Annotated in this window: 27 protein-coding genes; 22 read left to right on the top strand and 5 right to left on the bottom strand. The window is 39.4% G+C overall.

Annotated elements, in window-relative coordinates; translation table 11 throughout:
* Nucleotides 1-166: 166 nt before the first annotated feature.
* The 4 genes from coxB to I6F42_RS14750 are packed head-to-tail and all read left to right on the top strand — an operon-like array spanning nt 167 to nt 4342.
* Complete coding sequence (coxB, locus tag I6F42_RS14735) at nt 167-1309, top strand: cytochrome c oxidase subunit II (RefSeq protein WP_024594300.1); 1143 nt, start codon at nt 167-169, stop codon at nt 1307-1309.
* Nucleotides 1309-2901: a cytochrome c oxidase subunit I gene (gene ctaD, locus I6F42_RS14740; protein ID WP_007584944.1), complete on the top strand. Its 1593-nt coding sequence runs from the start codon at nt 1309-1311 to the stop codon at nt 2899-2901. The genes coxB and ctaD overlap by 1 nt, the downstream gene beginning before the upstream one ends.
* On the top strand, nt 2901-3431 hold the full coding sequence (locus I6F42_RS14745) for a cytochrome c oxidase assembly protein (protein ID WP_002959612.1): 531 nt from the start codon (nt 2901-2903) through the stop codon (nt 3429-3431). Before ctaD ends, I6F42_RS14745 begins: the two co-directional genes overlap by 1 nt.
* A gap of 35 nt (nt 3432-3466) precedes the next feature.
* On the top strand, nt 3467-4342 hold the full coding sequence (locus I6F42_RS14750; RefSeq protein WP_002959610.1) for a cytochrome c oxidase subunit 3: 876 nt from the start codon (nt 3467-3469) through the stop codon (nt 4340-4342).
* Here the strand turns inward: I6F42_RS14750 and I6F42_RS14755 are convergent.
* Nucleotides 4245-4553, bottom strand: coding sequence for a DUF2909 family protein (locus tag I6F42_RS14755; RefSeq protein WP_197152635.1), 309 nt, complete (start codon nt 4551-4553; stop codon nt 4245-4247). The two genes, I6F42_RS14750 and I6F42_RS14755, sit on opposite strands and share 98 nt — an antisense overlap.
* Nucleotides 4554-4567: 14 nt before the next feature.
* Between I6F42_RS14755 and I6F42_RS14760 the strand changes: the two genes are divergently transcribed.
* The 13 genes from I6F42_RS14760 (at nt 4568) to I6F42_RS14820 (ending at nt 16648) form a co-directional block, all read left to right on the top strand.
* A complete protein-coding gene (locus tag I6F42_RS14760; protein ID WP_197113245.1) occupies nt 4568-5308 on the top strand; it encodes an SURF1 family protein in 741 nt (246 codons plus the stop codon).
* On the top strand, nt 5298-5792 hold the full coding sequence (locus I6F42_RS14765) for a hypothetical protein (protein WP_007584950.1): 495 nt from the start codon (nt 5298-5300) through the stop codon (nt 5790-5792). Before I6F42_RS14760 ends, I6F42_RS14765 begins: the two co-directional genes overlap by 11 nt.
* Before the next feature lie 28 nt (nt 5793-5820).
* Nucleotides 5821-6810, top strand: a complete 990-nt coding sequence (locus I6F42_RS14770; protein WP_007584952.1) for a heme A synthase — start codon at nt 5821-5823, stop codon at nt 6808-6810.
* 12 nt (nt 6811-6822) lie between these two features.
* Entirely contained in the window at nt 6823-7752 is a 930-nt protein-coding gene (gene cyoE, locus I6F42_RS14775; RefSeq protein ID WP_002959598.1) for a heme o synthase, read from the top strand.
* Nucleotides 7749-8366 carry an SCO family protein gene (locus tag I6F42_RS14780; protein ID WP_101163186.1) on the top strand — a complete coding sequence of 206 codons (618 nt, stop codon included), beginning with the start codon at nt 7749-7751 and terminating at the stop codon, nt 8364-8366. Before cyoE ends, I6F42_RS14780 begins: the two co-directional genes overlap by 4 nt.
* Before the next feature lie 152 nt (nt 8367-8518).
* Nucleotides 8519-8791: an STAS domain-containing protein gene (locus I6F42_RS14785; protein WP_002959595.1), complete on the top strand. Its 273-nt coding sequence runs from the start codon at nt 8519-8521 to the stop codon at nt 8789-8791.
* 8 nt (nt 8792-8799) lie between these two features.
* Nucleotides 8800-9162: a response regulator gene (locus tag I6F42_RS14790; protein ID WP_007584956.1), complete on the top strand. Its 363-nt coding sequence runs from the start codon at nt 8800-8802 to the stop codon at nt 9160-9162.
* Between the two features lie 10 nt (nt 9163-9172).
* Complete coding sequence (locus tag I6F42_RS14795) at nt 9173-11263, top strand: chemotaxis protein CheA (RefSeq protein ID WP_197152638.1); 2091 nt, start codon at nt 9173-9175, stop codon at nt 11261-11263.
* Nucleotides 11260-11745 carry a chemotaxis protein CheW gene (locus I6F42_RS14800; RefSeq protein WP_165722797.1) on the top strand — a complete coding sequence of 162 codons (486 nt, stop codon included), beginning with the start codon at nt 11260-11262 and terminating at the stop codon, nt 11743-11745. The genes I6F42_RS14795 and I6F42_RS14800 overlap by 4 nt, the downstream gene beginning before the upstream one ends.
* 45 nt (nt 11746-11790) lie before the next feature.
* On the top strand, nt 11791-14097 hold the full coding sequence (locus tag I6F42_RS14805) for a methyl-accepting chemotaxis protein (RefSeq protein ID WP_197152640.1): 2307 nt from the start codon (nt 11791-11793) through the stop codon (nt 14095-14097).
* 79 nt (nt 14098-14176) lie between these two features.
* Nucleotides 14177-15007, top strand: coding sequence for a protein-glutamate O-methyltransferase CheR (locus I6F42_RS14810; protein WP_197152642.1), 831 nt, complete (start codon nt 14177-14179; stop codon nt 15005-15007).
* Entirely contained in the window at nt 14991-15608 is a 618-nt protein-coding gene (gene cheD / locus I6F42_RS14815; RefSeq protein WP_007584962.1) for a chemoreceptor glutamine deamidase CheD, read from the top strand. The genes I6F42_RS14810 and cheD overlap by 17 nt, the downstream gene beginning before the upstream one ends.
* An 8-nt stretch (nt 15609-15616) precedes the next feature.
* The gene (locus tag I6F42_RS14820) at nt 15617-16648 is read left to right on the top strand and encodes a chemotaxis response regulator protein-glutamate methylesterase (protein WP_010554950.1); all 1032 of its coding nucleotides are present in this window, start codon (nt 15617-15619) and stop codon (nt 16646-16648) included.
* Here I6F42_RS14820 and I6F42_RS14825 read toward each other — a convergent pair.
* Nucleotides 16638-17675 carry a polysaccharide deacetylase family protein gene (locus I6F42_RS14825; protein ID WP_197152644.1) on the bottom strand — a complete coding sequence of 346 codons (1038 nt, stop codon included), beginning with the start codon at nt 17673-17675 and terminating at the stop codon, nt 16638-16640. The genes I6F42_RS14820 and I6F42_RS14825 overlap by 11 nt on opposite strands.
* Nucleotides 17676-17717: 42 nt before the next feature.
* On the opposite strand from I6F42_RS14825, the gene I6F42_RS14830 reads away from it, so the two are divergent.
* Nucleotides 17718-18989: an MATE family efflux transporter gene (locus tag I6F42_RS14830; RefSeq protein WP_197152646.1), complete on the top strand. Its 1272-nt coding sequence runs from the start codon at nt 17718-17720 to the stop codon at nt 18987-18989.
* Nucleotides 18990-19003: 14 nt separating this feature from the next.
* Here the strand turns inward: I6F42_RS14830 and I6F42_RS14835 are convergent, their stop codons facing one another.
* Entirely contained in the window at nt 19004-19273 is a 270-nt protein-coding gene (locus I6F42_RS14835; protein ID WP_002959572.1) for a hypothetical protein, read from the bottom strand.
* A 9-nt stretch (nt 19274-19282) separates the two neighbouring features.
* On the bottom strand, nt 19283-19858 hold the full coding sequence (gene nfuA / locus I6F42_RS14840) for a Fe-S biogenesis protein NfuA (protein WP_007584966.1): 576 nt from the start codon (nt 19856-19858) through the stop codon (nt 19283-19285).
* Nucleotides 19859-20004: 146 nt separating this feature from the next.
* Between nfuA and I6F42_RS14845 the strand changes: the two genes are divergently transcribed.
* Nucleotides 20005-22554 (top strand): M14 family zinc carboxypeptidase, encoded by a 2550-nt coding sequence (locus tag I6F42_RS14845; RefSeq protein ID WP_197152649.1) that lies wholly within the window; start codon nt 20005-20007, stop codon nt 22552-22554.
* 224 nt (nt 22555-22778) lie between these two features.
* On the opposite strand, the gene I6F42_RS14850 is transcribed toward I6F42_RS14845, so the two are convergent.
* Nucleotides 22779-23456: a ComF family protein gene (locus I6F42_RS14850; protein WP_197152650.1), complete on the bottom strand. Its 678-nt coding sequence runs from the start codon at nt 23454-23456 to the stop codon at nt 22779-22781.
* 74 nt (nt 23457-23530) lie between these two features.
* Here I6F42_RS14850 and bioH point away from each other — a divergent pair, with 74 nt between their 5' ends.
* The 3 genes from bioH to I6F42_RS14865 all read left to right on the top strand — a co-directional run bounded on the left by bioH (nt 23531) and on the right by I6F42_RS14865 (nt 25526).
* A complete protein-coding gene (gene bioH, locus I6F42_RS14855; protein WP_101163194.1) occupies nt 23531-24268 on the top strand; it encodes a pimeloyl-ACP methyl ester esterase BioH in 738 nt (245 codons plus the stop codon).
* A gap of 90 nt (nt 24269-24358) precedes the next feature.
* Nucleotides 24359-24667, top strand: coding sequence for a hypothetical protein (locus I6F42_RS14860; RefSeq protein WP_007584971.1), 309 nt, complete (start codon nt 24359-24361; stop codon nt 24665-24667).
* Between the two features lie 4 nt (nt 24668-24671).
* Entirely contained in the window at nt 24672-25526 is an 855-nt protein-coding gene (locus I6F42_RS14865) for a putative metalloprotease CJM1_0395 family protein (protein ID WP_197152651.1), read from the top strand.
* Nucleotides 25527-25571 lie beyond the last annotated feature (45 nt).

Raw genomic sequence — 25571 nt, forward strand, 5'->3', positions numbered from 1 at the left:
CAGCTTTTTAGTTTTGAGAACACACAATATACACAAACCCGTTGTTGGCGCAGCAAAACCAATCAATATTAAATGAGATTGACTAAAAAAATAAAAATAACGAATTGGCGTTTAAGCCGTATGCCTCTTCGCTTTGCATTCGCAATAGCATCAAAGGAGCCGTCACATGGGTAAACTGACCTCTACCTTGTGGCTTATATTATGTGTTTTTTCGCACCCAGTTTTGGCAAACAGCCAATACAATATGCGCAAAGGCGTAACCGATATAAGCAATAATGTATATCAGCTGCACATGACCATATTTATAATATGTTGTGTGATTGGGGTGATAGTGTTCGCAATTATGTTTTGGGCACTTATTCATCACCGCAAATCTAAAGGGGCTGTACCTGCCCAATTTCACGAAAGCACTAAAGTAGAAATACTTTGGACTGCAATCCCGTTTGTTATTTTAATTGCTATGGCAGTACCAGCCACTAAAACCCTAATTGCAATGGAAGATGCCAGCAAAGCTGATCTCACTATTAAAATTACAGGCTCGCAATGGAAATGGCATTATGAATATATGGGTGAAGATGTAGAGTTCTACTCTATTTTATCTACCCCGCAAGATGAAATCGCGAATCTTGCAGATAAAAATCCTAACTACTTACTTGAGGTTGATAAACCTCTCGTACTGCCAATAAATCAAAAAGTACGATTTTTAATGACTTCTGACGATGTTATTCACTCTTGGTGGGTACCTGATTTTGCAGTTAAAAAAGATGCGAATCCCGGCTTTATAAACGAAACATGGACGAACATAAACGAAGAAGGTACTTACCGAGGCCAATGTGCTGAGTTGTGTGGTAAAGATCATGGCTTTATGCCCGTTGTGGTGGTCGCTAAATCTGAGGCTGATTTTAAAACGTGGCTTGCAGATGCAAAGCAAGCTAAACAAAAAGCAGCATTAGCAGATGCCGCATTACTTGATAAAACCCTCCCAAAAGAAGAATTAATGACTTTAGGCGAACAAGTATATATGGCCAATTGTGCTGCATGTCATCAGCCTACTGGCATGGGGTTACCGGGTGTATTTCCTGCACTTAAAGGCAGCCCTATAGTGCTTGGCGATATAAAAGATCACATTGATGTAGTTATCCATGGGCGACCCGGTACGGCAATGCAAGCATTTGCCAAACAGTTATCTATAAAGCAATTAGCAGCGGTTATTACTTATAAACGTAATGCGTGGGGTAATGATACGGGTGATGTTATTCAACCGAGTCAAATACAGGCAGCACTTGATGCCAAAGTGGAGGCGAACTAATGAGTAGCATAGTAGAACAACCTAACGCCAATGAAGCTCATCATGCTCATCACCCAGCTAAAGGTTTTAAACGCTGGCTTTACACAACTAATCATAAAGATATAGGTAGTTTATATTTAATTTTTTCGCTGACCATGTTCTTAATTGGTGGTGGAATGGCCATGGTGATCAGAGCTGAATTATTTCAACCAGGTTTACAGTTGGTCGATCCTCACTTTTTTAATCAAATGACCACAGTGCATGGTTTAATTATGGTGTTTGGTGCGGTTATGCCGGCCTTTACAGGCCTTGCTAACTGGATGATACCACTCATGATTGGCGCGCCAGATATGGCATTGCCAAGAATGAATAACTGGAGCTTTTGGATTTTACCGTTTGCGTTTTTAATCCTATTGGCATCGTTATTTATGCCAGGTGGGGGTCCTGCATTTGGTTGGACTTTTTATGCACCACTGTCTACAACATACAGTAATGATAATACTGCATTGTTTGTATTTGCCGTACATATTATGGGGATTAGTTCAATAATGGGCGCAATCAATGTGATTGTAACCATAGTGAACTTACGTGCCCCAGGCATGACATGGATGAAGTTGCCCTTATTTGTATGGACGTGGTTAATTACTGCCTTTTTATTAATAGCGGTAATGCCAGTGCTTGCAGGGGCTGTCACTATGGTACTTACCGATAAGTATTTTGCGACCAGCTTTTTTGATGCCGCAGGCGGTGGCGACCCGGTGATGTTCCAACACATTTTTTGGTTTTTTGGCCATCCCGAAGTATACATAATGATTCTTCCTGCCTTTGGCATTATATCTACAATAGTACCTACCTTTTCTCGTAAAAAACTTTTTGGCTATGCCTCAATGGTATACGCCACATCCTCCATAGCACTATTGAGCTTTATTGTATGGGCTCATCATATGTTTACCACTGGGATGCCGGTCGCTGGCGAGTTGTTTTTTATGTACGCGACCATGCTTATATCGGTACCTACAGGAGTAAAAGTATTTAATTGGGTTGCCACAATGTGGAAAGGCTCAATAACTTTTGAAGTGCCAATGCTTTTTAGTATTGCGTTTATTGTGCTGTTTACCTTAGGTGGCTTTTCGGGGTTGATGCTGGCAATTACACCTGCTGACTTTCAGTACCACGATACTTATTTTGTAGTGGCGCATTTTCATTATGTATTAGTAACAGGGGCTGTATTTTCGATAATGGCGGGGGCCTATTACTGGCTGCCCAAGTGGACGGGCAATATGTTTAATATCACGCTAGCTAAATGGCATTTTTGGCTATCGCTGGTGAGTGTGAACGTATTGTTTTTTCCTATGCATTTTGTAGGGCTTGCCGGTATGCCGCGTCGAATTCCCGATTATGCACTTCAATTTGCCGACTTTAACGCAATCATAAGTATTGGTGGATTTGCCTTTGGTTTATCGCAATTGTTGTTTGTAGCTGTGGTAATTAAATGCGCGCGTGGCGGTGATAAAGTGCCTGCAAAAGTATGGGAAGGGGCAGAAGGGCTTGAGTGGGAAGTTGACTCTCCAGCGCCATATCATACTTTTTCTACGCCGCCGGTAATTAAGTAATGACACACGCACCGCTACTCAAACGTTTGGTACTTATTTGCATAGGCATGTTTGCCTTTGCCTTTGCTTTAGTACCTTTGTATGACGTGTTTTGTGATGTAACAGGGCTTAATGGAAAACCTTCGCTTGAGCAGGCAGAGCAAAGTACACAAATAGTACAAAACCGAGAAGTCGGCGTTAGCTTTACTACTCACGCACAAAGTGGTGCACCGTTTGAAGTTAAATCAAAAGAATACAGTGTAGTGGTAAAACCCGGTGCAATGCGTGAAGTAATGTTTAGTGCAAAAAATAACAGCAACCTAGATAAAGTAATGCAGGCTGTACCATCAGTCTCACCAGGTAAAGCGGCAAAGTATTTACATAAAATAGCCTGTTTTTGCTTTGATCAGCAACCTCTAAAAGCAGGGGAAGAACTTGAATTTAAATTGCTTTTTTATGTTGATACCGCACTGCCAAGCGACATTGAAGAATTAACTTTATCTTATACCGTATTTGATATTAGTGAACAGCTGGTGGCAAGTAATAACTAGCTTTTTAAACTAGTGTGAAACTAGGAGTAAATAAAATGAATCAAGAATATGAGCATTATTACGTACCAGAACAAAGCCCGTGGCCTATTGTAGGTGCTGTTGCATTGTTTTTTATTGCAGTAGGGGCAGGCTTAACAGTTATGAGTGTAGGTAAAGAAGGTGGTAGCGGGGTTTATCTGCTTTATGCCGGTATTGCTGTACTTGTGTATATGTTGTTTAGCTGGTTTAAAAATGTAATTAGTGAGTCAGACCAAGGTTTGTACTCAGCACAAATGGATCGCTCTTTTAGACAAGGTATGAGCTGGTTTATTTTTTCTGAAGTTATGTTTTTTATGGCCTTTTTTGGTGCGCTTTTTTATGCACGGGTATTGTCGGTACCTTGGCTTGGAGGCGCAGGCAATAATGCAATGACTAACGAGGTTTTATGGCCAACTTTTGAAGCCGTTTGGCCGCTAGTTTCAACACCTGCTGGCGAAACTACTCAAGCTATGGGCTGGCAAGGCTTACCGCTTATAAATACCTTAATACTGCTTACTTCCTCAGTTACTTTACATTTTGCCCATGTAGCGATGGAAAACAATAAACGCACTCCACTTAAAGTTTTTTTAGGCGCTACTATTTTGTTGGGTGTTTGCTTTTTAGGGCTGCAAGTTGAGGAGTACATGCATGCATATAATGACCTTAACCTAACGCTAGATGCGGGTATTTACGGTAATACGTTCTTTTTATTGACTGGTTTTCATGGCATGCATGTAACGTTAGGAACCGTACTTTTATTTGTAATATTTTTACGGATATTAAAAGGGCACTTTACTAAAGATAAGCATTTTGCTTTTCAAGCAGCTGCTTGGTATTGGCACTTTGTAGATGTGGTGTGGCTGTGTTTGTTTGTATTTGTATATGTGCTGTAGCGTTTATTGGCGAATTATTTGCTTTAATAAAACCAAGTTTAAGCGCTGCAATAACAACAACTAAAACAACGACCGAAAACAATACGCGACGACCTAAAAAGTGAGACATAGGTCGTCCCTCAGTTTTCCCTGACACCATAATAAACAATGCTCTAAATAAGTTAAAAAGTATAAATATTAACAACAGTACGATAATAATTTTAATAATCACTGAGTTGACCCTTTATGCAGTTAGTTTTATGGCACAAACAAAAGCTTAGTTCACTAATCACACTTTGTATGGTTGTGGTTGTTGTACTTGTGTGTGTGCGACTAGGATTTTGGCAGTTGGAGCGGGGTGAGCAAAAACAGCAGCAACTAACCGCTATTGCTAAGCAACAGAATCGGGGTGTGGTGAGCTGGTCTCAATTACTTAACCTGCCTGATAGCTGGAACAAAACAGGTGTATTGGTTGAGTTAAAAGGGCGGTTTGTACAAAACCAATATTGGCTTTTAGATAATCAAGTTTATAACGGACAAGTAGGGTACGACCTACTTGCTTTACTAAAGCCAGCCAGCGAAGAAAAAGTGATTTTAGTTAATTTAGGATGGGTAAAAGCGCCTATATCTAGAGATACACTGCCAAAGGTTACTCTGCCTACAGGTGTTTTTATTCTTAAAGCGCAAATAAAAGAAAATAACCTAAGTAGCTTTACGCTTGAAGATAAAACTACAAATAACGACTTACCTACAAGAATCCAATCTATCGACTTGAATATGCTGAGCACTCAAAGCCAGCAATCATTAATTAATTTTATGGCTTACAGACAAGGTACTGGTGATGAGATTGCAACACCTCATTATGAGGCAGTTGTTATGAGCCCTCAAAAGCATAATGCCTACGCTGTGCAATGGTTTTTAATTGCTGTTGCATGTGCTGTTGTGGCTATTTTTGCGAGCAAAAAAAGGACACTTAATGAAAAATAATCCCCTTGTGTTGTTTGTGGGCTGCTGCGCTATCCCATTAATTTTGGCATATGGCGCATTAAAGTTTGATTGGTTGCCTACTGCAATTACTAATAATGGCGAGTTTTTAAGCCAAGAAATAAAACTTAAAAATTGGCCGCAAAATAATCCCAAGCAATGGACTATTGCACTTAATTATTCAAACGAATGTAACACCCCATGCAGCGAACAACTCAATGCACTTAATAATTTATATGTGGCACTTGGTAAAAACCAAGGCAAGGTTGATATGGCTGTAATGGGAAGTCCCGACAATAAAAACCTACCATGGAAAATTATTACCGAGCAACAGAGTTTAAATCCTGCAAGTTTGTATTTAATTGATCATATGGGGTTAGTGGTACTTGAATATCCCTTTAAGGTCGAGCCACAAGAAAACCGTTTAGTACAAAAAGGGTTATTAAAAGATCTAAAAAAATTACTTAACTATTCTCGTTCTAGCTAACTAAGTTGAGCTTAAGTTGGAGTATCTGATGTATAAAAATTATAAAAACTTAGTATTAATAACAGGATTACTCGCTTTAATTGTAGTTGCTTTAGGTGCGTACACCCGCTTAAGTGATGCAGGTTTAGGGTGCCCCGATTGGCCTGGTTGTTATGGCTTTTTAACGGTACCTAAGCATGAGGCTGACATAGCCTTAGCAACTCAAAGCTACCCCGATATGATGTTCGAAACCGCAAAAGCGTGGAAAGAAATGATTCATCGCTACTTTGCAGGTGCTTTAGGCTTACTTATTTTAGGTTTATTTGTGTTGGCTTTTTTAAAACGCCAATATCCAACTACGCCAGTTAAATTGCCTTTGGCTTTACTTCTACTAGTGGTGTTTCAGGCTGCTCTTGGTATGTGGACAGTAACCATGAACCTTCAGCCGCTTATTGTAATGGGCCACTTATTAGGTGGCTTTAGTATTTTGTCACTTATAACGCTTTTATATTTACGGCTAACCGCAAAACCTATTATGGGTGGCGATAGCGGCGCAAAACGCTATTTCGGTTTAAGTTTAGTAGCGCTCAGTGTATTAATTATCCAAATTGCACTTGGTGGTTGGCTGGCTGCAAATTACGCCGCTCCACATTGTAGTGGTTTGCCATTGTGTAATTACGCACAACCGTTTTCATTGAGTAGCGTATTTCAATTACCACTTGAGCACAGTAATTATGAGTTTGGTGTGTTATCGCAGCAAGCGCGTATGTCTATTCATTTATTACATCGCATTTGGGCACTCGTTACTTGCATTGTTCTGGCGTTAATTATGTGGAAAATATACAGCCAAGCGTACTCTAAAAAAATTAAAAATTGCGTTGTGAGTGTATTACTTGTTCTGCTTTGCCAAATTAGCTTAGGGCTTATTTTAGTACATTGGCATATTCCGTTGGGAGTTGCACTGGCGCATAACTTGATGGCAGCCATACTGTTATTAAGCATGGTTAGGTTGTGTTATTACCTAAAATCACGCACATAAAGGGGAAATATGATGGCACTTATAATTGATAAAAAAATACTGCTACCCGTTAATACTCAATCGCTAATTTCGCGTACACATAGTTTGCTGCAAGACTACTTAGCAATTAGTAAATTTAAAGTGGTAGCTATGCTGGTGCTAACAGCTTGGGTTGGTTTAGCGCTGGCTCCCGATGTAGGGCGCGGTATGGTCGTACAGTTTATTAGCTTGTTAGGTATAGGGCTACTTTCTGCTGCTGCAGCGGTTATTAATCATGTGGTTGATAGCGAGATAGACTCAAAAATGGCGCGGACTCGTCATCGCCCTGTGGCTAAAGGGCGTTTAAGTAAAACACATGCGCTTAGTTTTGCAGCTGTTATTGGGGTTGCTGGTTTTATTATGCTGATGGTGTGGGCTAATACCTTAACCGCTATATTAACGTTATTTGCATTGGTAGGTTATGCATTTGTTTATACATCATTTTTAAAGCGTGCAACGCCGCAAAATATTGTTATAGGTGGGTTGGCTGGCGCAATGCCTCCATTATTAGGTTGGGTGTCAGAAACAAACCAAATGGCAGCAGCCCCTTGGTTACTCGTAATGATAATATTTACCTGGACCCCACCACACTTTTGGGCGCTGGCTATAGCACGAAAAAGTGATTATGAACGCGCTAAAATCCCTATGTTACCAGTAACCCATGGTATCGATTTTTGTAAAACGTGCGTCGTTGCTTACTCTGTTTTACTCGCTGTTGTTTGCGTATTACCTTATTTAATCGGTATGTCTGGATTAATCTATTTGATAGGTGCATGTGTATTAAATGCCGTGTTTATATATAAGGCGGTCAATTTAAAAATTGCTGGAAATGATGAGACTGCAATGGACTTATTTCGTTTTTCGATTATTCATTTAATGGTACTCTTTGTAATCTTATTTATAGATAAATGGCTCCCTTTATGAAGCAGTTATGGCTTGGATTAATTGTTATTTTAGTTTCGTTTTTATCAGCATGTTCAAATGAAAATAGTCCACCAGATGTAGATGCATTAGTTTACGAAAATGCAAAGCCACTGTCTGATTTTACGCTAAACGATCAGCGCGGCGAATTAGTGACTAAGCAACAATTTTTAGGACAGTGGAATTTAGTATTTTTAGGCTACACAAGCTGCCCAGATATTTGTCCATTAACACTTGCTAAGTTAAATGCTGTTTATAAAAATTTACAAGCAGATTATCCGCTACAAGTTTGGTTTTTATCGGTTGATCCAAAACGCGATACACCAGCTAAACGAAAGCAATATATAGATTACTTTAACCCAGACTTTTTAGCTGTGTCAGGGGAACATAAACACCTTTTTCCTGTTGTTCGAGAGCTTGGTTTAATTTACGCCATTAGCGATAGTAGTGAATCAGAATATGCTGTTGATCATAGTGCCTCGGTCGCTATGGTTGATCAAAATGGAGCCGTTAGAGCTATTTTTAAACCAGAATTTAAACAAGGTAGTGTGCCATTAATTAATGCGACGACTTTAACCGAAGAGTTTAAAAAAATAGCTGATTACTATAAAAACTAGTTTTTTACTTTTTACCAATTTTAAAGGAGCTTTAGGCTCCTTTTTTTGTATTTTAACGACAGGTTAAATTTAATTAAGCATTTTATGGCAATTTTAATAACTAGGGCTAAGCTTTTGTTATGAATTGAATTGACAGGGAATGCACTTACTAAATGCTAAAACTTCCGAGCGAACTTGCTATTACGCAAGTTGAAACACTACATCAAGACTTACTACACGAACTCAATAGCAACGATGATATCTGTCTTGATATTAACGATGTGATTTCTGCTGATACTGCCTCAATTCAACTTTTATGCGCCTTACAAAAACACCTACTTACTATACAGCACAAAATAATATGGGTAGGCAGTAGCGAGGCCTTAACGCATACAATTAATAAACTTGGCTTAAGCCAATACTTAACAACCGAAAGTAAAAGTTAGGGGTATATATGAAAAGAATTTTAGCGGTTGATGATTCAGCATCGATGCGTCAAATGGTGAGCTTTACATTAAAAACTGCCGGGTTTGATGTAACCGAAGCTAAGGATGGCAGTGAAGCTCTCGCTATTGCCAAGCAACAAGACTTTGATGCCGTGATCTCAGATGTAAACATGCCAATAATGGATGGAATTACATTAATACGAGAGCTGCGTACTTTACCTAGTTATAAATTTACACCACTACTGATGCTTACTACAGAGTCGGGCTTAGAAAAAAAGATAGAGGGTAAAGCTGCTGGTGCAACAGGTTGGATTGTAAAACCATTTAATCCCGATCAGCTACTAGCGGTAATTAAAAAAGTTATTCGCTAAGGAGCGCAGTGTGAGTATAGATTTAAGTCAATTTTTTGAAGTTTTCTTTGAAGAGAGTTTTGAAGGCCTAGATACCATGGAGGCTGAGTTATTAAACTTAGTGCCAGGTGAGGAAGATTTAGAAACTATCAACACTATTTTTAGAGCTGCTCACTCAATAAAAGGAGGCAGTGGCACTTTTGGTTTTAGCTCCGTTGCTGACTTTACTCATGTACTTGAAACACTACTGGATCAAATTCGCCAAGGTGAACGAGAGCTTAGTACCGAGCATGTCAATTTATTACTCAAAGCTGTGGATTGCTTGCGCGCTTTACTTGCTGCACTTCAAGGTGAGCAAGAGCCAGATTTAACCGAGGCAGATTTGTTAAAAGTACAATTTGAACATGTACTTGGAATGAAAAACGAAACACAAGAAAATAAACCTCAAAGCTTTGGCGAGCAAACAAGTAGTAACACCTATCAAATAGACTTTAAACCCCATCATCATTTATTTAAAACAGGAAACGAGCCACTGTATATGATCAGTGAGCTTGAAGAGCTAGGTGAGTTAGAAACCACAGTATTTTACGATGAAGTTCCAGAAATTACAGATTTGAGCAGTGATGAATGCTTTTTACATTGGCGCTTTTTTTTAGATACTAGCCATGATGAAAAAGCCATAAAAGAAGTATTTGAATGGGTAGAAGACGATGCCGACATAAAAATTGAATTATGCGGAGGCTTATTTGGCAATGATGAGCAAATACAACCTAATCAAGGTGAGATATCTAAAGCTGTTGAGCTTGAAACATCCGATTTAATAAAAGTAGCTGAGCTACCTAGTAAGCCAAAGCAACCCGCTGCTAATAAAGATAAAAAACCTGCAAGTACACCAGAGTCTACCTCCATTCGAGTTGGTATTGATAAAGTTGATTCGTTAATAAACATGGTTGGCGAACTTGTTATTACACAAGCTATGCTAAATCAACTCAGCGAACAAGAAATCACACCAGCCACAATTACTTTACTACAAGAAGGCCTAGCGCAACTTGCCCATAATACGCGTGATTTACAAGAAAATGTGATGCGCATTCGTATGCTGCCAATAAACTTTGTATTTAGTCGTTTTCCTCGATTAGTGCGAGATATAGCGCAAAAACTAAATAAGCAAGTTGAGCTAAAGTTGATTGGAGAGCAAACCGAGCTTGATAAAACAGTAATGGAAAAAATATCCGATCCTATGGTGCATTTAGTGAGGAACTCACTTGATCATGGATTAGAGACTGTTGAGCAAAGACTGGCGGCAGGTAAAGATCCCGTTGGCACAGTAACCTTAAATGCATTTCATCAGGGTGGAAACATTGTTATTGAAATAATGGATGATGGGCAGGGGTTAAATACAAAAAAAATAAAAGAAAAAGCCATCGCTAACGAATTAATCTCAGCTGATAACCATCTCAGTGACGATGAAATAAATGAGCTTATTTTTATGCCCGGCTTTTCGACAGTGGATGAGGTAAGTGACTTATCTGGTCGTGGAGTTGGGATGGATGTAGTTAAGCGAAATATTCAATCATTAAATGGCTCAGTGGAAGTAACCTCAGCGCCCGGTGTTGGTTCTACGTTTACTATTAGATTACCACTTACTCTCGCTATTTTAGATGGGCAATTAGTTAAGGTGGCTCAGCATACTTATATTATCCCGCTCATTTCTATTGTGGAATCTCTGCAAATTGATATTGCTAAAGTGAGTCGAGTGGGTAAAAACCTTGATGTATTGAGGCTTCGGGACGAATACATTCCTATTTTAAGGCTCTACGATATTTTTAATCATAAAAATGCCATTGAATCACTCGATAAAACGCTGCTTGTTGTTGTAGAAACAGATAACCAAAAGGTGGGTTTATTAGTTGATGATTTACTGTCTCAACAACAGGTTGTTATTAAAAGTTTAGAGGCTAACTATCATAAAGTTGATGGCGTATCGGGAGCTACTATTTTAGGCGATGGGCGTGTATCGCTGATTGTGGACATTAGCGGCTTAATAAAGCTCTCAGGTTTAAAAAAACCAGGTAGCCAAGAATTAACGATTGAAACGCAAGCCACTTTGGAGGCGTTATGAGCTCAGAGCAAAGCCAGTTAAGTAATCAATTAAATCTTCAGCAACAGCAAGGTGTAAAACAGTTTTTAACTTTTATTATGGCTGATGAAGAATACGGCGTTGATATTTTAACAGTACAAGAAATTCGCAGTTGGGAAGAAATTACAGTATTGCCCAATGCGCCTGAATTTGTAAAAGGCGTTATTAATTTACGTGGAACAATAGTGCCAATTATTGATTTACGGTTGCGCTTTGGATTACCAAGTGTCGACTATGGGCCATTAACGGTGGTTATCGTTGTCAAAATAGAATTTGAACTAGGTAGTAAAATTATAGGTATTGCTGTTGATGCCGTTTCTGATGTTTACAGTATTGCGGAGCAAGATGCGAAAGCGGTTCCTAGTTTATCTGAGTCGAATAATTGTGAATATGTAGCTGGGTTGGTGAATGTTGGTGAAAAAATGGTAGCGCTAATTGACCTGCAAAAAACAATGAATATTTAGCAAACAGAAATTAAATGAATAATAAACTTAAAGGTGGTGATGAGCATGGGATGGTTTAGTAATCCAAAGCAGTCAAAATCAAGTAATGATTTAATTGTAGACGCATTGAATAAATCATTAGCGGTGATTGAGTTTGAACCTAACGGAAAAATAATTACTGCAAATATGAATTTTCTAAACGCTATGGGCTATCGCCTTGAAGAGGTTCAAGGCCAGCATCACTCTATGTTTGTTGACCCAGATGAAGCTCAGGGCAACGATTATAAGAACTTTTGGCAACGCCTGCGTAATGGCGAGTTTATCTCAGATGAGTTTAAGCGTAATGCAAAAGGTGGAGCTGAGGTATGGATCCAAGCAACTTATAACCCAATTGTTGATGAGCAAGGGCAAGTATTAAAAGTAGTTAAGTTTGCCACCGAAGTGACCGAGCAAAAGTTAATAGCAGCAGAAGCTTCAGGGCAAATTAGTGCTATAAGTAAATCTCAAGCGGTTATCGAGTTTAATTTAGATGGCACTATTATTGATGCCAATGATAACTTTTTAAATGCACTTGGTTATCAACTTAGCGAGATTAAAGGTCAGCACCATAGGCTTTTTATTGAACCCGAACATGCAAATAGTATCGAATATAAAGAGTTTTGGGCCAAACTAGGTCGCGGTGAATTTGATTCAGGGGAATATTTAAGAATAGGGAAGCAGGGTCAGGAGGTTTGGATTCAAGCATCTTATAACCCAATTTATGATATGAACGGCAAGCCGTTTAAAGTGATTAAATACGCATCTGATATTACTGAACAAAAAGAGCTTGAAAAAGCATCTCGTAAAGCAGCCGATTTAGCAAATGCGCTTAAAGTTTGCCAAGCGAACGTAATGATTGCTGATGAAGACCTTAATATAGTATTTGTGAACGATCGTGTTCAGCAAATGCTAAAAGTCCGCGAAAAAGAATTACAAACTGTATTACCAAGCTTTTCTGTTGATAATTTAATTGGCACCTGTGTTGATGATTTTCATAAGCACCCTAATCATCAGCGCGATTTATTAAAAAATCTCGATAAGCCTCATAAAGCCGAATTACTTTTAGCAGGTGTCACTTTCACCTTGATTGCTTCACCTTGGATTAGCCAAGATGGAAAGCATTTAGGCACCATTGTTGAGTGGGAAGATAGGACCAATGAGGTTGCGCTTGAAAAAGAAATAGCCGAACTTATTAGCGCTGCAGGTAATGGCGAATTAGATACAAGAGTCGCGGAAGAAGGCAAGGAAGGATTCTTTTTACGTTTGGCTCAAGGGCTAAATAGCTTAGTTAAAATAGTTGATGATGCAGTTGCTGACACGGGCAGTATGCTCGATGCGATGGCAAATGGTGATTTATCAAAACGAGTTGAAAAAGAATATAAAGGCTCATTTGATAAACTCAAACGCGATGCTAATGCTACGGCAGATAAGTTAACGGAAGTGATTAATCGCATTAATTCATCGGCAACGCTTGTAGCCAGTGGTGCAGAGGAAATCTCTCAAGGTAATGCTGATTTAAGCCAACGTACAGAAGAGCAAGCCTCGTCACTTGAAGAAACAGCGTCGAGCATGGAAGAGATGACTAGCACCGTTCGCCAAAATGCTGATAACGCAAAAGTAGCAAACGATTTAGCAGAAGAAACATGCGAAAAGGCGATTCAAGGTGGTGAGGTTGTAAATAGAGCAGTTACGAGCATGTCGGCAATTAATGAGTCGAGCAAGAAAATTGCAGATATTATTGGTGTCATTGACGAAATAGCATTTCAAACTAACTTATTAGCGCTTAATGCTGCAGTAGAGGCTGCAAGGGCTGGTGAACAAGGTCGAGGCTTTGCGGTTGTTGCAGGTGAGGTGCGTAATTTAGCACAGCGCTCTGCAGGCGCAGCGAAAGAAATTAAAGAGTTAATAAGAGATAGTGTAGGCAAAGTAGCTGATGGCTCTCAATTAGTTAATGAGTCGGGCGCTACACTTAAAGAGATTGTTGTATCGGTACAAAGAGTGACGCAAATGATTTCTGATATTACAGAGGCATCTGAAGAACAAAGTGCGGGTATTGAACAAGTTAATACCGCCATCTCACAAATGGACGAAATGACGCAACAAAATGCCGCCTTAGTAGAGCAAGCCTCTGCCGCTGGCGAGTCTATGGCTGAGCAAGCTAATGAGATGCGCCAACTACTCAACTTTTTCTCAATAGGTCAGCAAGAGATGGCGATGATTTCGCCGACTATGCGCACACCTAAATTATCTCATAAGTCGCAAAGCAGTTTTGTAAGTAATAAACCCAGAGGCGATAACTTTGTAGACTCTGCTGATGAATGGGAAGAATTTTAACAACGAATCTTCTTATATACCTCGCTGAATACATAATCACAGCGAGGTATTATTTGGCAGGCTAAATTGAGAGCGAACAATGAAAGAGTTTTTGTGTACCGACCGCGACTTTAAAGAAATTGTCAGTTTAGTTTATAGCGCATGTGGAATTGTATTAGGTGAGCATAAGCGAGAGATGGTTTATTCACGCTTAGCAAGACGTATTAGAGAGCGAAAACTAACTGACTTTAAAGGCTATTTAGAGTATTTAAATAGCCATAAAGATCAGGAGTTTGATGCCTTTATTAATGCAATAACAACTAACTTAACGTCTTTTTTTCGTGAAATACACCACTTTGAATTTATAAAATCTGAGCTTGTACCTGCTCTCTTAAAGACAAATAAAAATAGTAAGCGAGTAAGAATCTGGTCTGCAGGTTGCTCAACAGGAGAAGAGCCCTACAGTTTGGCGATGACTTTAAATAATGCATTTCCGAGCAATTGGGATGTAAAGATACTAGCAACCGATTTAGATTCTAATGTATTGGCAAAAGCACAAAAGGGTATTTACACCGCAGCGAATGTTAACGGCTTAGATGACGTGCAACTTAAGCGTTGGTTTTTAAAAAGTAAAGACGGTGAAAACTATAAAGTTAAAGATAGGCTAAAAGAGTCTATTTCATTCAAGCGTTTAAACTTATTGCAAGATTGGCCAATGAAAGGATCATTTGATCTTATTTTATGTCGTAATGTTGTTATTTACTTTGATAAAGAAACAAAAGATCAGCTTTTTAAGCGTTACGCCAATATATTAAATGAACAAGGTTATTTGTTTTTAGGTCACTCAGAAAGTATGGGAAAAGAGCATACGCAATTTAAAAATTTAGGGAAAACTATGTACCAAAAGGGACAAAATGCACGCAGAGTTTAGGCCGGTATTACCTAACTTTGAACATATTAAACGATATTGGGACTCGGGCCGAGGTAGCGTTGTTGCTAAAGTGCTTCCGGGTGAGTTTTATGTTTCTAAAAATAATGAGCTGATCTCTACAGTTCTGGGTTCGTGTATTGCGGCTTGTGTTTACGATGAAGTACTAGGGATTGGGGGCATGAATCACTTTATGTTACCAATTCAAAAGGGAGTAGAACTTAAGAATGCGCATAGTTTAAGTTGTCGGTATGGCAATTGGGCTATGGAGTATCTTATAAACGAAGTTTTAAAAAATGGTGCATCTCGCCGTAACCTAAAAGTAAAACTTTTTGGTGGGGGTAAAATTATTAGTGCGATGACTGATATAGGGCTGGGTAATATTAGTTTTGCAGCGGCGTATATTAAAGAAGAGGCATTAAATCTAGTTGCCCACGATATGGGTGGACCATGGCCACGAAAAATATTTTTTCATCCGAACACCGGTAAAGTTCATATGAAAAAACTTAAAAACCTACATAATAATACGATTGAAAAACGCGAAGTCCGTTACTTACAAAACCTTAAAAAGCAAGAAGTAGTAACTGATATAGAGCTGTTTTAGGAGTATGCATGATTAAAGTATTAATAATTGACGACTCCCCCTTAATTAGGCGTTTACTCACTGAAATATTACAGCAAGCTAAAGATATTACGGTAGTGGGGAGCGCTGAGGATCCCTACGAAGCTCGCGAAATGATAAAAAAGTTAAATCCTGATGTATTAACGCTCGACGTAGAAATGCCAAAAATGGATGGCATTAGTTTTTTAAAAAACTTAATGCGATTAAGACCAATGCCAGTAGTGATGATTTCAACACTGACCCAAAAAGGCTCTCCTATTACACTCGAGGCACTTGAATTAGGGGCTGTTGATTTTATAGCTAAGCCTACTAATAACGTAAGAGAGCAATTGAGCCAATATGCATCACTTGTTCAACAAAAGGTGCGAATAGCTGCTGGAGCAAGAGTAAGAAGCTATAAAAAAACGGTCGTCACAAATGAGCCTATTAATACCCATTCTGAATTTTTACTTAATAAAGTAATTGCGATAGGTGCTTCAACGGGTGGTACTGAGGCTATCAAAGAAGTACTTATTAAAATGCCACAAAATTGCCCGCCCATTGTAATTACTCAGCATATTCCTCCTGTGTTTAGCGCCTCATTTGCTGAGCGAATGAATCGTACATGCACGATAAATGTGAAAGAGGCTGAACATGGCGATAAGCTTAGCACTGGCTGGGCTTATATAGCACCAGGTGGTTTTCATTTAAGTATTAAAAAGCGAGGTGTTAGCTTGTATTGCCAGCTTGATGATGGCGAGCCGGTCAACAGGCATAAACCTGCGGTAGATGTGCTGTTTAACTCATTAGTTGAGACAGGAGCTAAAAACGTAGTTGCAGCCATACTAACAGGGATGGGGAGTGATGGCGCAAAAGGGTTACTTGCACTAAAACAAAACGGTGCGTATACCTTGGCTCAAGATGAGTACTCATCGGTGGTATGGGGTATGCCTAAGGCTGCCGCTGAGTTAAATGCAGCGGACGAGATAGTTGCGCTGGATAAAATAACCCAGCGACTATTACATCAGGCAGTTAAGGTTTAGGCGCTTCAATTACCCAAGGCTGCGAAAACCAAAAATAATCACCAGGGCTAGAAATAGAAGGGGCCGTGCAATTAAAACGAGAGCGCCCTTTATTAAGCACCTTTGGTGAGGTTATTTCGACTGTATTCTTATTTACCCATTTTAAATCTGCTTGGCCTACGCTTGATACGTAACAGGCAAATTGGCTTTTATGAAAGTCACCCATTTTAAATTCAATTGTGAGCGTGGGTGGGTTTTGTTGTGTAACGCTATCTTGATAAGTTAAATTGGTGATATTAAACGCGCGTGAGTTAAGCTTAGTAATAAGAGTTTCTAGTTTGCTGTAAAAGCCTGATGCAGGAAAACGCGGTAAGCGGCTAAAATTAGAGTCTTTATTTACAGCGCCGGAGTGCTGACCAATACCCACAAAACCAAGCTCTGTCACAAGTGCTTGCAGCTCGTTATTAAACTCACCATACGGGTATGCTAAGTATTTATAGTCGTGGCCTATTTCTTCTTTTATACGCTTTTGAGAGCTAATAATATCTTGCTTAATACGTGATTGCCATTGTGCATCGGTTTCGTTTTCAAGCTTAAGGTGTAAGTAATCATGTTGTCCGCTATGATTGGCTATTAATGCCCCTTTTTTAGATAATTCTTTGAGCTTATCCCACCCCATTACGTAGCTCATGCCCTCGTCTATTAATTTAGGATTTACAAAGATAGTGTACGGGTAGCCAAACTTTTCTAAAATAGGCGCGGCTTGTTCATAGTTATTGTTATAACCATCATCAAAGGTGATGGCGACAGTTTTATCAGGTAAGGTTTCACCTTGCTGAAGTGCGCTTATTAAGTCATTAAGAGGAATAACGTTAAAGTTGTGCTCTTTTAAATAGCTCAAATGTTTAGTGAATGTATTGGCGCTAACGCTCGTTACAGCGGGTAGGGTTTCACTAACATGATGATACTGTAAAATAACGGCTGCTTGAGCCCGCACAGATACACTAATGAGGATAAATAATACTAAATGAAACAATTTCTTATACATAATAAGGCACACCATAAAAGCTTGCTGTTGTTAGCGGGTCCGATGATACTATCAAATATCACAGTGCCGTTGTTAGGAATTGTTGATACCGCTGTAATTGGGCACTTAGGAAGCGCTCATTACTTAGCGGGTATTGCCCTTGGCTCTGCAGTTATATCTATTTTATTTTGGCTTGCTGGTTTTTTAAGAATGAGCACCACGGGACTCGTGGCACAAGCATACGGAAAAAACGATTTAACCCAACTTGCCGCTTTACTTAAACGAAGCCTATTGCTTGCAAGCGCAGTGGCCGTGCTATTAATTGTGTTATCCCCATTAATAAAGCACGCTATTGCTTACCTCTCCGCCGCCAATAGCGATGTACTTATCCAAGCGTATCAGTATTTTAGCATTCGTATTTTTAGTGCTCCAGCAGCATTGTGTAATTTAGTGTTACTGGGTTGGATGCTTGGTGTACATTATGGTCGAGGCCCATTTTATTTATTACTCGTCACTAATATCGTTAATATAGTACTCGATATTTATTTTGTTGTTTATTTAGATTGGGCAGTTGCAGGCGCTGCGTGGGCTTCACTTATTGCTGATTATACGGCTTTAGTATTTGCACTGTTTTTAGTGGTTAAACTAGCTAAAAAACAAGACATTGATCTAAATGTACCGAATTGGTTGAGTATTAGCAAAATGGCTGAATTATTGAGTTTGAATAGAGATATATTTATTCGCTCTTTAATACTGCAATTATGCTTTAGTTTTATGACGTTTTACGCAGCGCGTATAGGCGAAACCACATTAGCTGCTAATGCTGTTTTACTTAACTTTCTAATGTTGGTGAGTTTTGCTCTTGATGGCGTTGCTTACGCGTCTGAGGCAAAAGTAGGACAAGCTAAAGGCCAAGGAAGCGTTAAAAATATAGAGCTTTGGGTTAAAATAAGTGTATTTTGGGGCATGCTTTTTGGCGTCTTATATAGCGCTTTTTTTGCATTATTTGGCCGCGGTATAATCAAGCTTTTAACCAATGTGCCAGAGGTTATTCAAGAGGCAACACACTATTTACCATGGCTAATAGTGTTGCCTATTTTGGCCATGAGTTGCTTTTTGTTTGATGGTGTTTTTGTAGGGCTTACGCGAGCAAAGAACATGCGTAACAGTATGATACTTTCAGCTGGAGTTGGCTTTTTTGGTGTGTTTTGGGTGTTTATAGACTTGCAAAATAACGGGTTATGGCTGGCTATGAGCTGTTTTATGTTAATGCGCGGGGTTACATTAATAATTAAATATCACCACTTAAAAATAAATAATCAGCTATTAGATTAAACTAAATAAATGGTTTATTTCCAGAGATCGGGGTCGTGGTGTTTAGGGCCCATATCTTTTAAAACTTGTGAAAAACGATTAGCAAAAATACCGCAGTAGCCCCAACCGGCAAAAAATAATGCGGGGAGTAAAATTATAACGCCAATTATTTGTAAGCTGTAGTGAGTGTAATACCCAATAGATATGAATATCACGGCTAGCACAAACAGTGCTAAGCCGCGAAAAAAGCGCTTTAAGCTCAGCTTAGGGTTGCTCCCTAAGCGATAAATAAGCTGCTTTAGCATTTACAAGGCCTAATAGTAAGAGTGATCGCCCGCTTCGTGTTCTGTTATATCAGCAACACCGGTGATTTCTTCAAACTTAGCTATCATTTCTTTTTCAATGCCTTCTTTTAGCGTTACATCGATCATAGAACAACCGTTACAACCACCACCAAACTGAAGTATAGCTATACCTGCAGCTGTAATTTCAACAAGGCTTACTTGACCACCGTGGTTAGCAAGTTGTGGATTTACTTCGGTTTCTAGCATGTGCTGTACACGTTCGTTTAACGATGCATCGTTACCTATTTTACGCGCCTTTGCATTTGGTGCTTTTAGCGTTAACTGAGTACCCATTTTGTCGGTAACAAAATCAATTTCAGCTTCTTCTAAAAATGGAGCACTTTCTGCATCTACAACGGCATCAAAACCGTTAAAGTTTAGGCGAATATCGCTCGCTTCTACAGCGTCTTCTGGACAATAAGACACACCACATTCCGCTTGTGATGAACCAGGGTTTACAACAAACACACGAATATTGGTTTGTTGTGATTGATCTGCTAATAGTTTAGCAAAATGCGCTTGCGCTGTTTCGGAAATAGAAATCATAAAACCATCTATACTTGACTAAATTACTCGGATACTGCGTATCATACTCCGCTCATCGTGTTGCGGCTAGTGTTGAGCGTAAAAAGTTGGCATCTATTTTAAGCAATGGTAGCGTGCAAACAACGAACATTTTTTGAGTGATTTATATGCGTTTGGTATTAACATTAATGGTGGTGTTGCTTAGCTTTTCAAGTGTAGCTAAGCCACTTTCGTATTATTTTGAACAAGATGTAAAATTTGACCCTTCAATTCCTACTCCTGAGCAAGTACTCGGTTACGAAGTAGGAGAGTGGCACGTGAGACACGATCAGCTCGTACGTTATATGGAAATACTTGCTGATAAAAGCGACCGTATAAATTTTGAGGTGATTGGCCGCACGCATGAAAAACGCCCGTTAGTAATGCTAACAATTACTGCTGCTGATAAGTTATCAAGCATAGAGCAGACACGCCAAGCTCACTTAGCACGCTTAAGTAATAACAGTGGTAAAGCACAAGACGACCCTGCCGTTGTATGGATGGGTTATAGCGTTCATGGTAATGAGTCATCAGGTAGTAACTCATCATTGCTGGTGGCTTATTATTTAGCTGCTGCACAAGGTACTGAAATAGATGAGCTATTAAATAACACGGTTATTTTACTCGACCCTTCACTTAATCCTGACGGGTTTGCTCGTTTTGCTAATTGGGCCAACAGTAACCGAGGCATGAATTTATCAAGTGACCCTAAAACCCGTGAGCATGTTGAAAACTGGCCTAGCAGCCGTACTAACCACTATTGGTTTGATTTAAATCGCGATTGGCTACTGCTACAGCATCCTGAATCGCGTGCACGTATTGCTAAATTTCATCAGTGGAAACCAAATGTCTTAACCGATTTTCATGAAATGGGTCCAAACAGCAGTTACTTTTTTCAACCAGGTATTCCAAGTCGTAAGCACCCTATAACACCTGATGAAAATGTTACCTTAACAAAGGCAATTGCCAACTATCATGCAAAAACCTTAGATGAAAACAATGCACTTTATTTTACAGAAGAAAGCTTTGACGATTTTTACTATGGAAAAGGCTCAACTTACCCAGATGTAAATGGCGGCATAGGCATTTTATTTGAACAAGCAAGTTCTCGCGGACATATTCAAGACACTATAAATGGACCTTTGAGCTTTCCTTTCACTATTAAAAATCAACTGTTAACGAGTTTATCTACCTTTAAGGCAGCAGTTGATAACCGCCAAGCATTACTTGATTACCAGGCTAAGTTTTACAATCAAGCTACTGATTTAGCCAGCGATGAAAGCTTTGAAGGTTATGTTGTTGAAGGTGCAAGCGACAACACCCGTATTATGCACTTTTTAGAATTGTTAAAGCAGCACCAAATTAACGCTTACCCACTTACTAAATCATTAAAAGCAGATGGTAAGAATTTCAGTACACATAGCTATTTTGTACCATTAGCACAACCACAATATCGTTTGGTAAAAGCGATTTTTAGTGAGCAAAAAAACTTTGCCGATAATACTTTTTACGATGTATCTGGCTGGACATTAGCGCATGCGTTTAATTTGCCATTTTCTAAAGTTAAAAGTAGTTGGGGATTAAAGGTTGCTGATAAAGCATGGGAAAAAGTAGCAACCCCATCATTTTCTTCACTCACCGAAGGTTACGCATTTGGTTTTTCGTGGGATGATTATTTAGCACCTAAAATGTTAAATAGCTTATTACAGCAAGGTATAAAAGCACGTGTAGCGCTAAAAGCATTAACGGCTAAATCAACATCAGGAGAAATTAATTTTAAACCTGGGAGTATTATTATACCGGCTGGACTACAAACAAATACAGATTGGATTACCTTGCTAAATAAAGCACAAAATGAGTTTGGTATTGCAATCAAACCTATTACATCAGGTTTAACAAGCAAAGGAGCCGATTTAGGGTCGCGATCAATGGCGGTTGTTAGTGCTCCAAAAGTACTGCTTATTGGCGGGCAAGGCGCAAGCCAGTACGAAGTCGGCGAAGTGTGGTATTACCTAGATCGCTTTGTAGGTGTTGCACCAACAATTGTTGAAATGAACCGCTTTAGTTCACTCGAGTTAAGTGACTACAGTCATATTGTGCTTGCTCATGGCAATTACAATAGCTTATCTGATGCCGACAAAGTGGCTATTAAAAGCTGGGTAAGGAAAGGCGGCGTTATTTGGGGTCACAAAGGCGGCGCTAAATTTTTAGCTGATCAGCAATTACTTAAAGCAAGCTATCTATCACGACAAGATGTAGCAAGTGCATTTAAAACGACAGATTTAAGTTATGGCGATAAAGATCATTTAGCAGGACGTCAACGCATTGCAGGTGCTATTTTTAATACTAATGTAGATTTAACTCATCCGCTTACATTTTCACTTAAGCGTAATACATTGCCCGTATTCAAAAACAGTACTTGGTTGCTAGAAGCTTCCGATGCTCCGTTCGTAAATGTACTTACCTACACTAAAAATCCATTATTGGCAGGCTTTACCGATGCCGTTAATGTTGAGCAAGTTGCTGGCGGCGCAGGCTTAATTGCTCACTCATACGGACGAGGTACAGTAATAGGCATGACCGACGACCCTGTATTTAGAGGTTACTGGTATGGGACTAGTCGACTACTAAGCAACGCTTTATTTTTTGGCCATACGTTTCGTGCAAATGGCGAATAATACTAATTCGCTTAAATTAAGTGATCTATTTTGAGGATGGAAAAACGTGTTGAGAGCTAGGCAAAAAATTCGCTATTTAGTTGTTCTCGGCAATTGCTTCTGCATTGCTCTACCTTCTGCATCCATGCAGTCGTAAATGAAAATTTTTTAACTCAGGTAGCGACACGTTTAGCCCCGTAAAATGATTAAGTATTATTGCGGATTGGTATAATACTTTTTAATAATTAAATAGGCGTTAAGCAAGTTGTAAAAGCCCACACTTGTTTAGCGCCTGCTTGTTTTAGTGCACTAGTAGCTGCGTTTAATGTTGCCCCTGTCGTCATCACATCATCAACAATAGCGACTGTTTTACCGCCCATATCCTCTGTACAAATAAAGGCATTTTTTAAGTTTTTAATACGCTTTGCTTTAGATAGCTCCGACTGAGCTTGTGTGTTTTTATTGCGAATAAGTACGTTACTCACTGATGCGTAATTAGCTAAACATGGTTGCCAAACTTGGCTTACCTGATTAAACCCGCGAGTAATGAATCGGCTTTTATGAAGAGGTAAAATAATAAAGGTATCTGGCAAAGTAGGGCTTTGCTCAAAAAACTGCGTTAATTGTTTTTGTATAACTTGCTGCAATGCCTTTTTATAATGAATTTGATTATTAAATTTTAGCCTTTTAAGCCAATGTTCAAAGGGAGGTTGATAAAAAGCACAGGCAAATAATTTATCAAACTCGCAATTAGGAAACATCTCAACAATATCGGGTCGATGCAGTAAATTCTTATGCTTACTAAAATCAAACAATGGTAAATCTTCAAGGCAATAATCACAAAGCCCTAAAGAGGTCGTAATCGTATTTTGACATTGCATGCAATAAGAGGGAAATAACCAATTTAAAACGGCTTGTTTCACTGACTCGCTCCTTGCATTGCAATCGCCTTTTTAAACGTTATGATGAGCCTAAGTTTGGTAAAGGTTAGGCAAATATGCAAAATGAGTTAGTGTTATTACATGGTTGGGGAATGAATCAGGGCGTATGGCAGTTAGTACAGCCAGAACTTGAGTTTTTATATTCAGGAAGTGTACGTAGCCTTGACCTACCTGGGTTTGGTAATAACCATGTTTGCCCAAGCCCTTATACTTTGCATGATGCAGCAGAAACTTTAAGTAAGCAGTTAAAGCCGAAGACCATTTTAATGGGGTGGTCGTTAGGTGGATTATTTGCACTTTATATTGCTAAGCATTGGCCTGAAAAAGTATCAAAAGTTATTTTAATTGCATCGACTCCTTTTTTTGCGGAGGCAGATAATTGGCCCGGGATAAAAGCGAATGTATTGGCGCAGTTTAAAGAGCAGTTAGTTAATCATCGAGAGAAAACAATAGAGCGCTTCTTAGCTATTCAAGCGATGGGTAGCGAGTCGGCGCGTGATGATATAAAGCTGCTTAAACAATTACTAAATCAGTACAGCGCACCACAAAGCGACGCCCTGAGTGCTGGTTTAGATATTTTACAAAACGACGATTTACGTGATTTATTTGCTCATTGCCCAGTACCTATCAAAGGAGTATTTGGCCGACTTGATGCCTTAGTGCCTTATAAAGCAATTAGTGAAATGTCAGTACTAAATACTGAGTTTGAATACGAAGTGCTAGATAAAGCGTCGCACGCGCCGTTTATTTCTCATAAAAGTGAGTTTTTATCTGTCGTTAAATCAATGCTTTAAAATAGAGCTAAGAATAGCGCTGTTTAAAGCTTTATTTTGAGCAGAACCTGAGCGATAATTAAACAATGTTTATTTGGTGGAGGTTTTAATATGCCAATCGGATCTGTATTTAATAGTGGTGTAGAAGGGTTTAATCGAGCTAGCCAAGGTATTGAAAAAGCCAGTGCTGAGATTAACCGTGCCAGTATAGAACAGCAAGATGACGCACAGTTAGCGCAGCAACGTCAGCTTACAGCAGCACGCCCTGAAGAAGCTATTACTGCACCTGTAGCACAGCCTGCTCGTGTTGATGAAGCGCTTGTTAACTTAAAAGTTGAAGAGTTTAATGCCAAGGCAAATACGCAATCAATTCAAACGGCCGATGATGTACTTGGCACGTTAATCGATATTAAAGTTTAGTATTATGAATATTGTCACGCCATTTCCGTCTATCAATATAAACACTGCAAATGTTTATACGGAAACTGCACGGCGTGACAACCAACTACGCGAAGTTATTCCTGCTCCCGCATCTAGTAGCGCAAGCAATACAGAAACCAAAGCGCAAAGTGATTCTGAAAAAGCAAAATTAACAGGCAGTAGCGATGGTGCGACGTATAACGCAACGGGAAAAATAGCAGACGAAAAGTCAGTTCAGCAGCGCGATGGAAACTCAGAAAACCCTGAGGGCTCTGAGGAAGAAAGTGAAGCAATTGAGAAAAAAGAATCTGAGCAAGAAGAGCTGCAATTAGAACAAGAACAACAACAAATTACAGAGCTAAAAGCACGAGATACTGAAGTACGAATACACGAGCAAGCGCACGCTTCTGTAGGTGGGCAACATGCTGGCTCGCCAAGCTATGAGTATCAACGTGGCCCAGATGGTACTAACTACGCAGTTGGCGGAGAAGTACAAATAGATGTATCTGAAGTTCCGGGTGATCCGCAAGCGACTATAGACAAAATGCAAACGGTACGCGCTGCCGCATTAGCGCCTGCAGAGCCTTCGGGAGCTGATCGCTCTATTGCTGCAGATGCTACGCAAAAGCTAGCAGCGGCTCAGGCTGAGCTTGCACAACCTGAAAAAGAAGACGACGAAGACGCAAAAAGTAAACTTGAAGCGTCATTCTCTAGCGATGAAAGCAGCGATACAAAAACAGCTAAAAGTGACGAGCAAACACGTGATGCCGATGTTGAGGCACGGGCGGGGCGTATTGCTAACTTTTATCAAATGGCTACATCGCCAGCGAGCCAAAGTAGTTTTTCAGCGTTAAGTTAATAATTTAGTAAAACGTAACCACAAAAAAACCGCTTACGCGGTTTT

The organism is Pseudoalteromonas sp. SWYJZ12 (assembly GCF_015864395.1).
GTDB lineage: Bacteria > Pseudomonadota > Gammaproteobacteria > Enterobacterales > Alteromonadaceae > Pseudoalteromonas > Pseudoalteromonas arctica.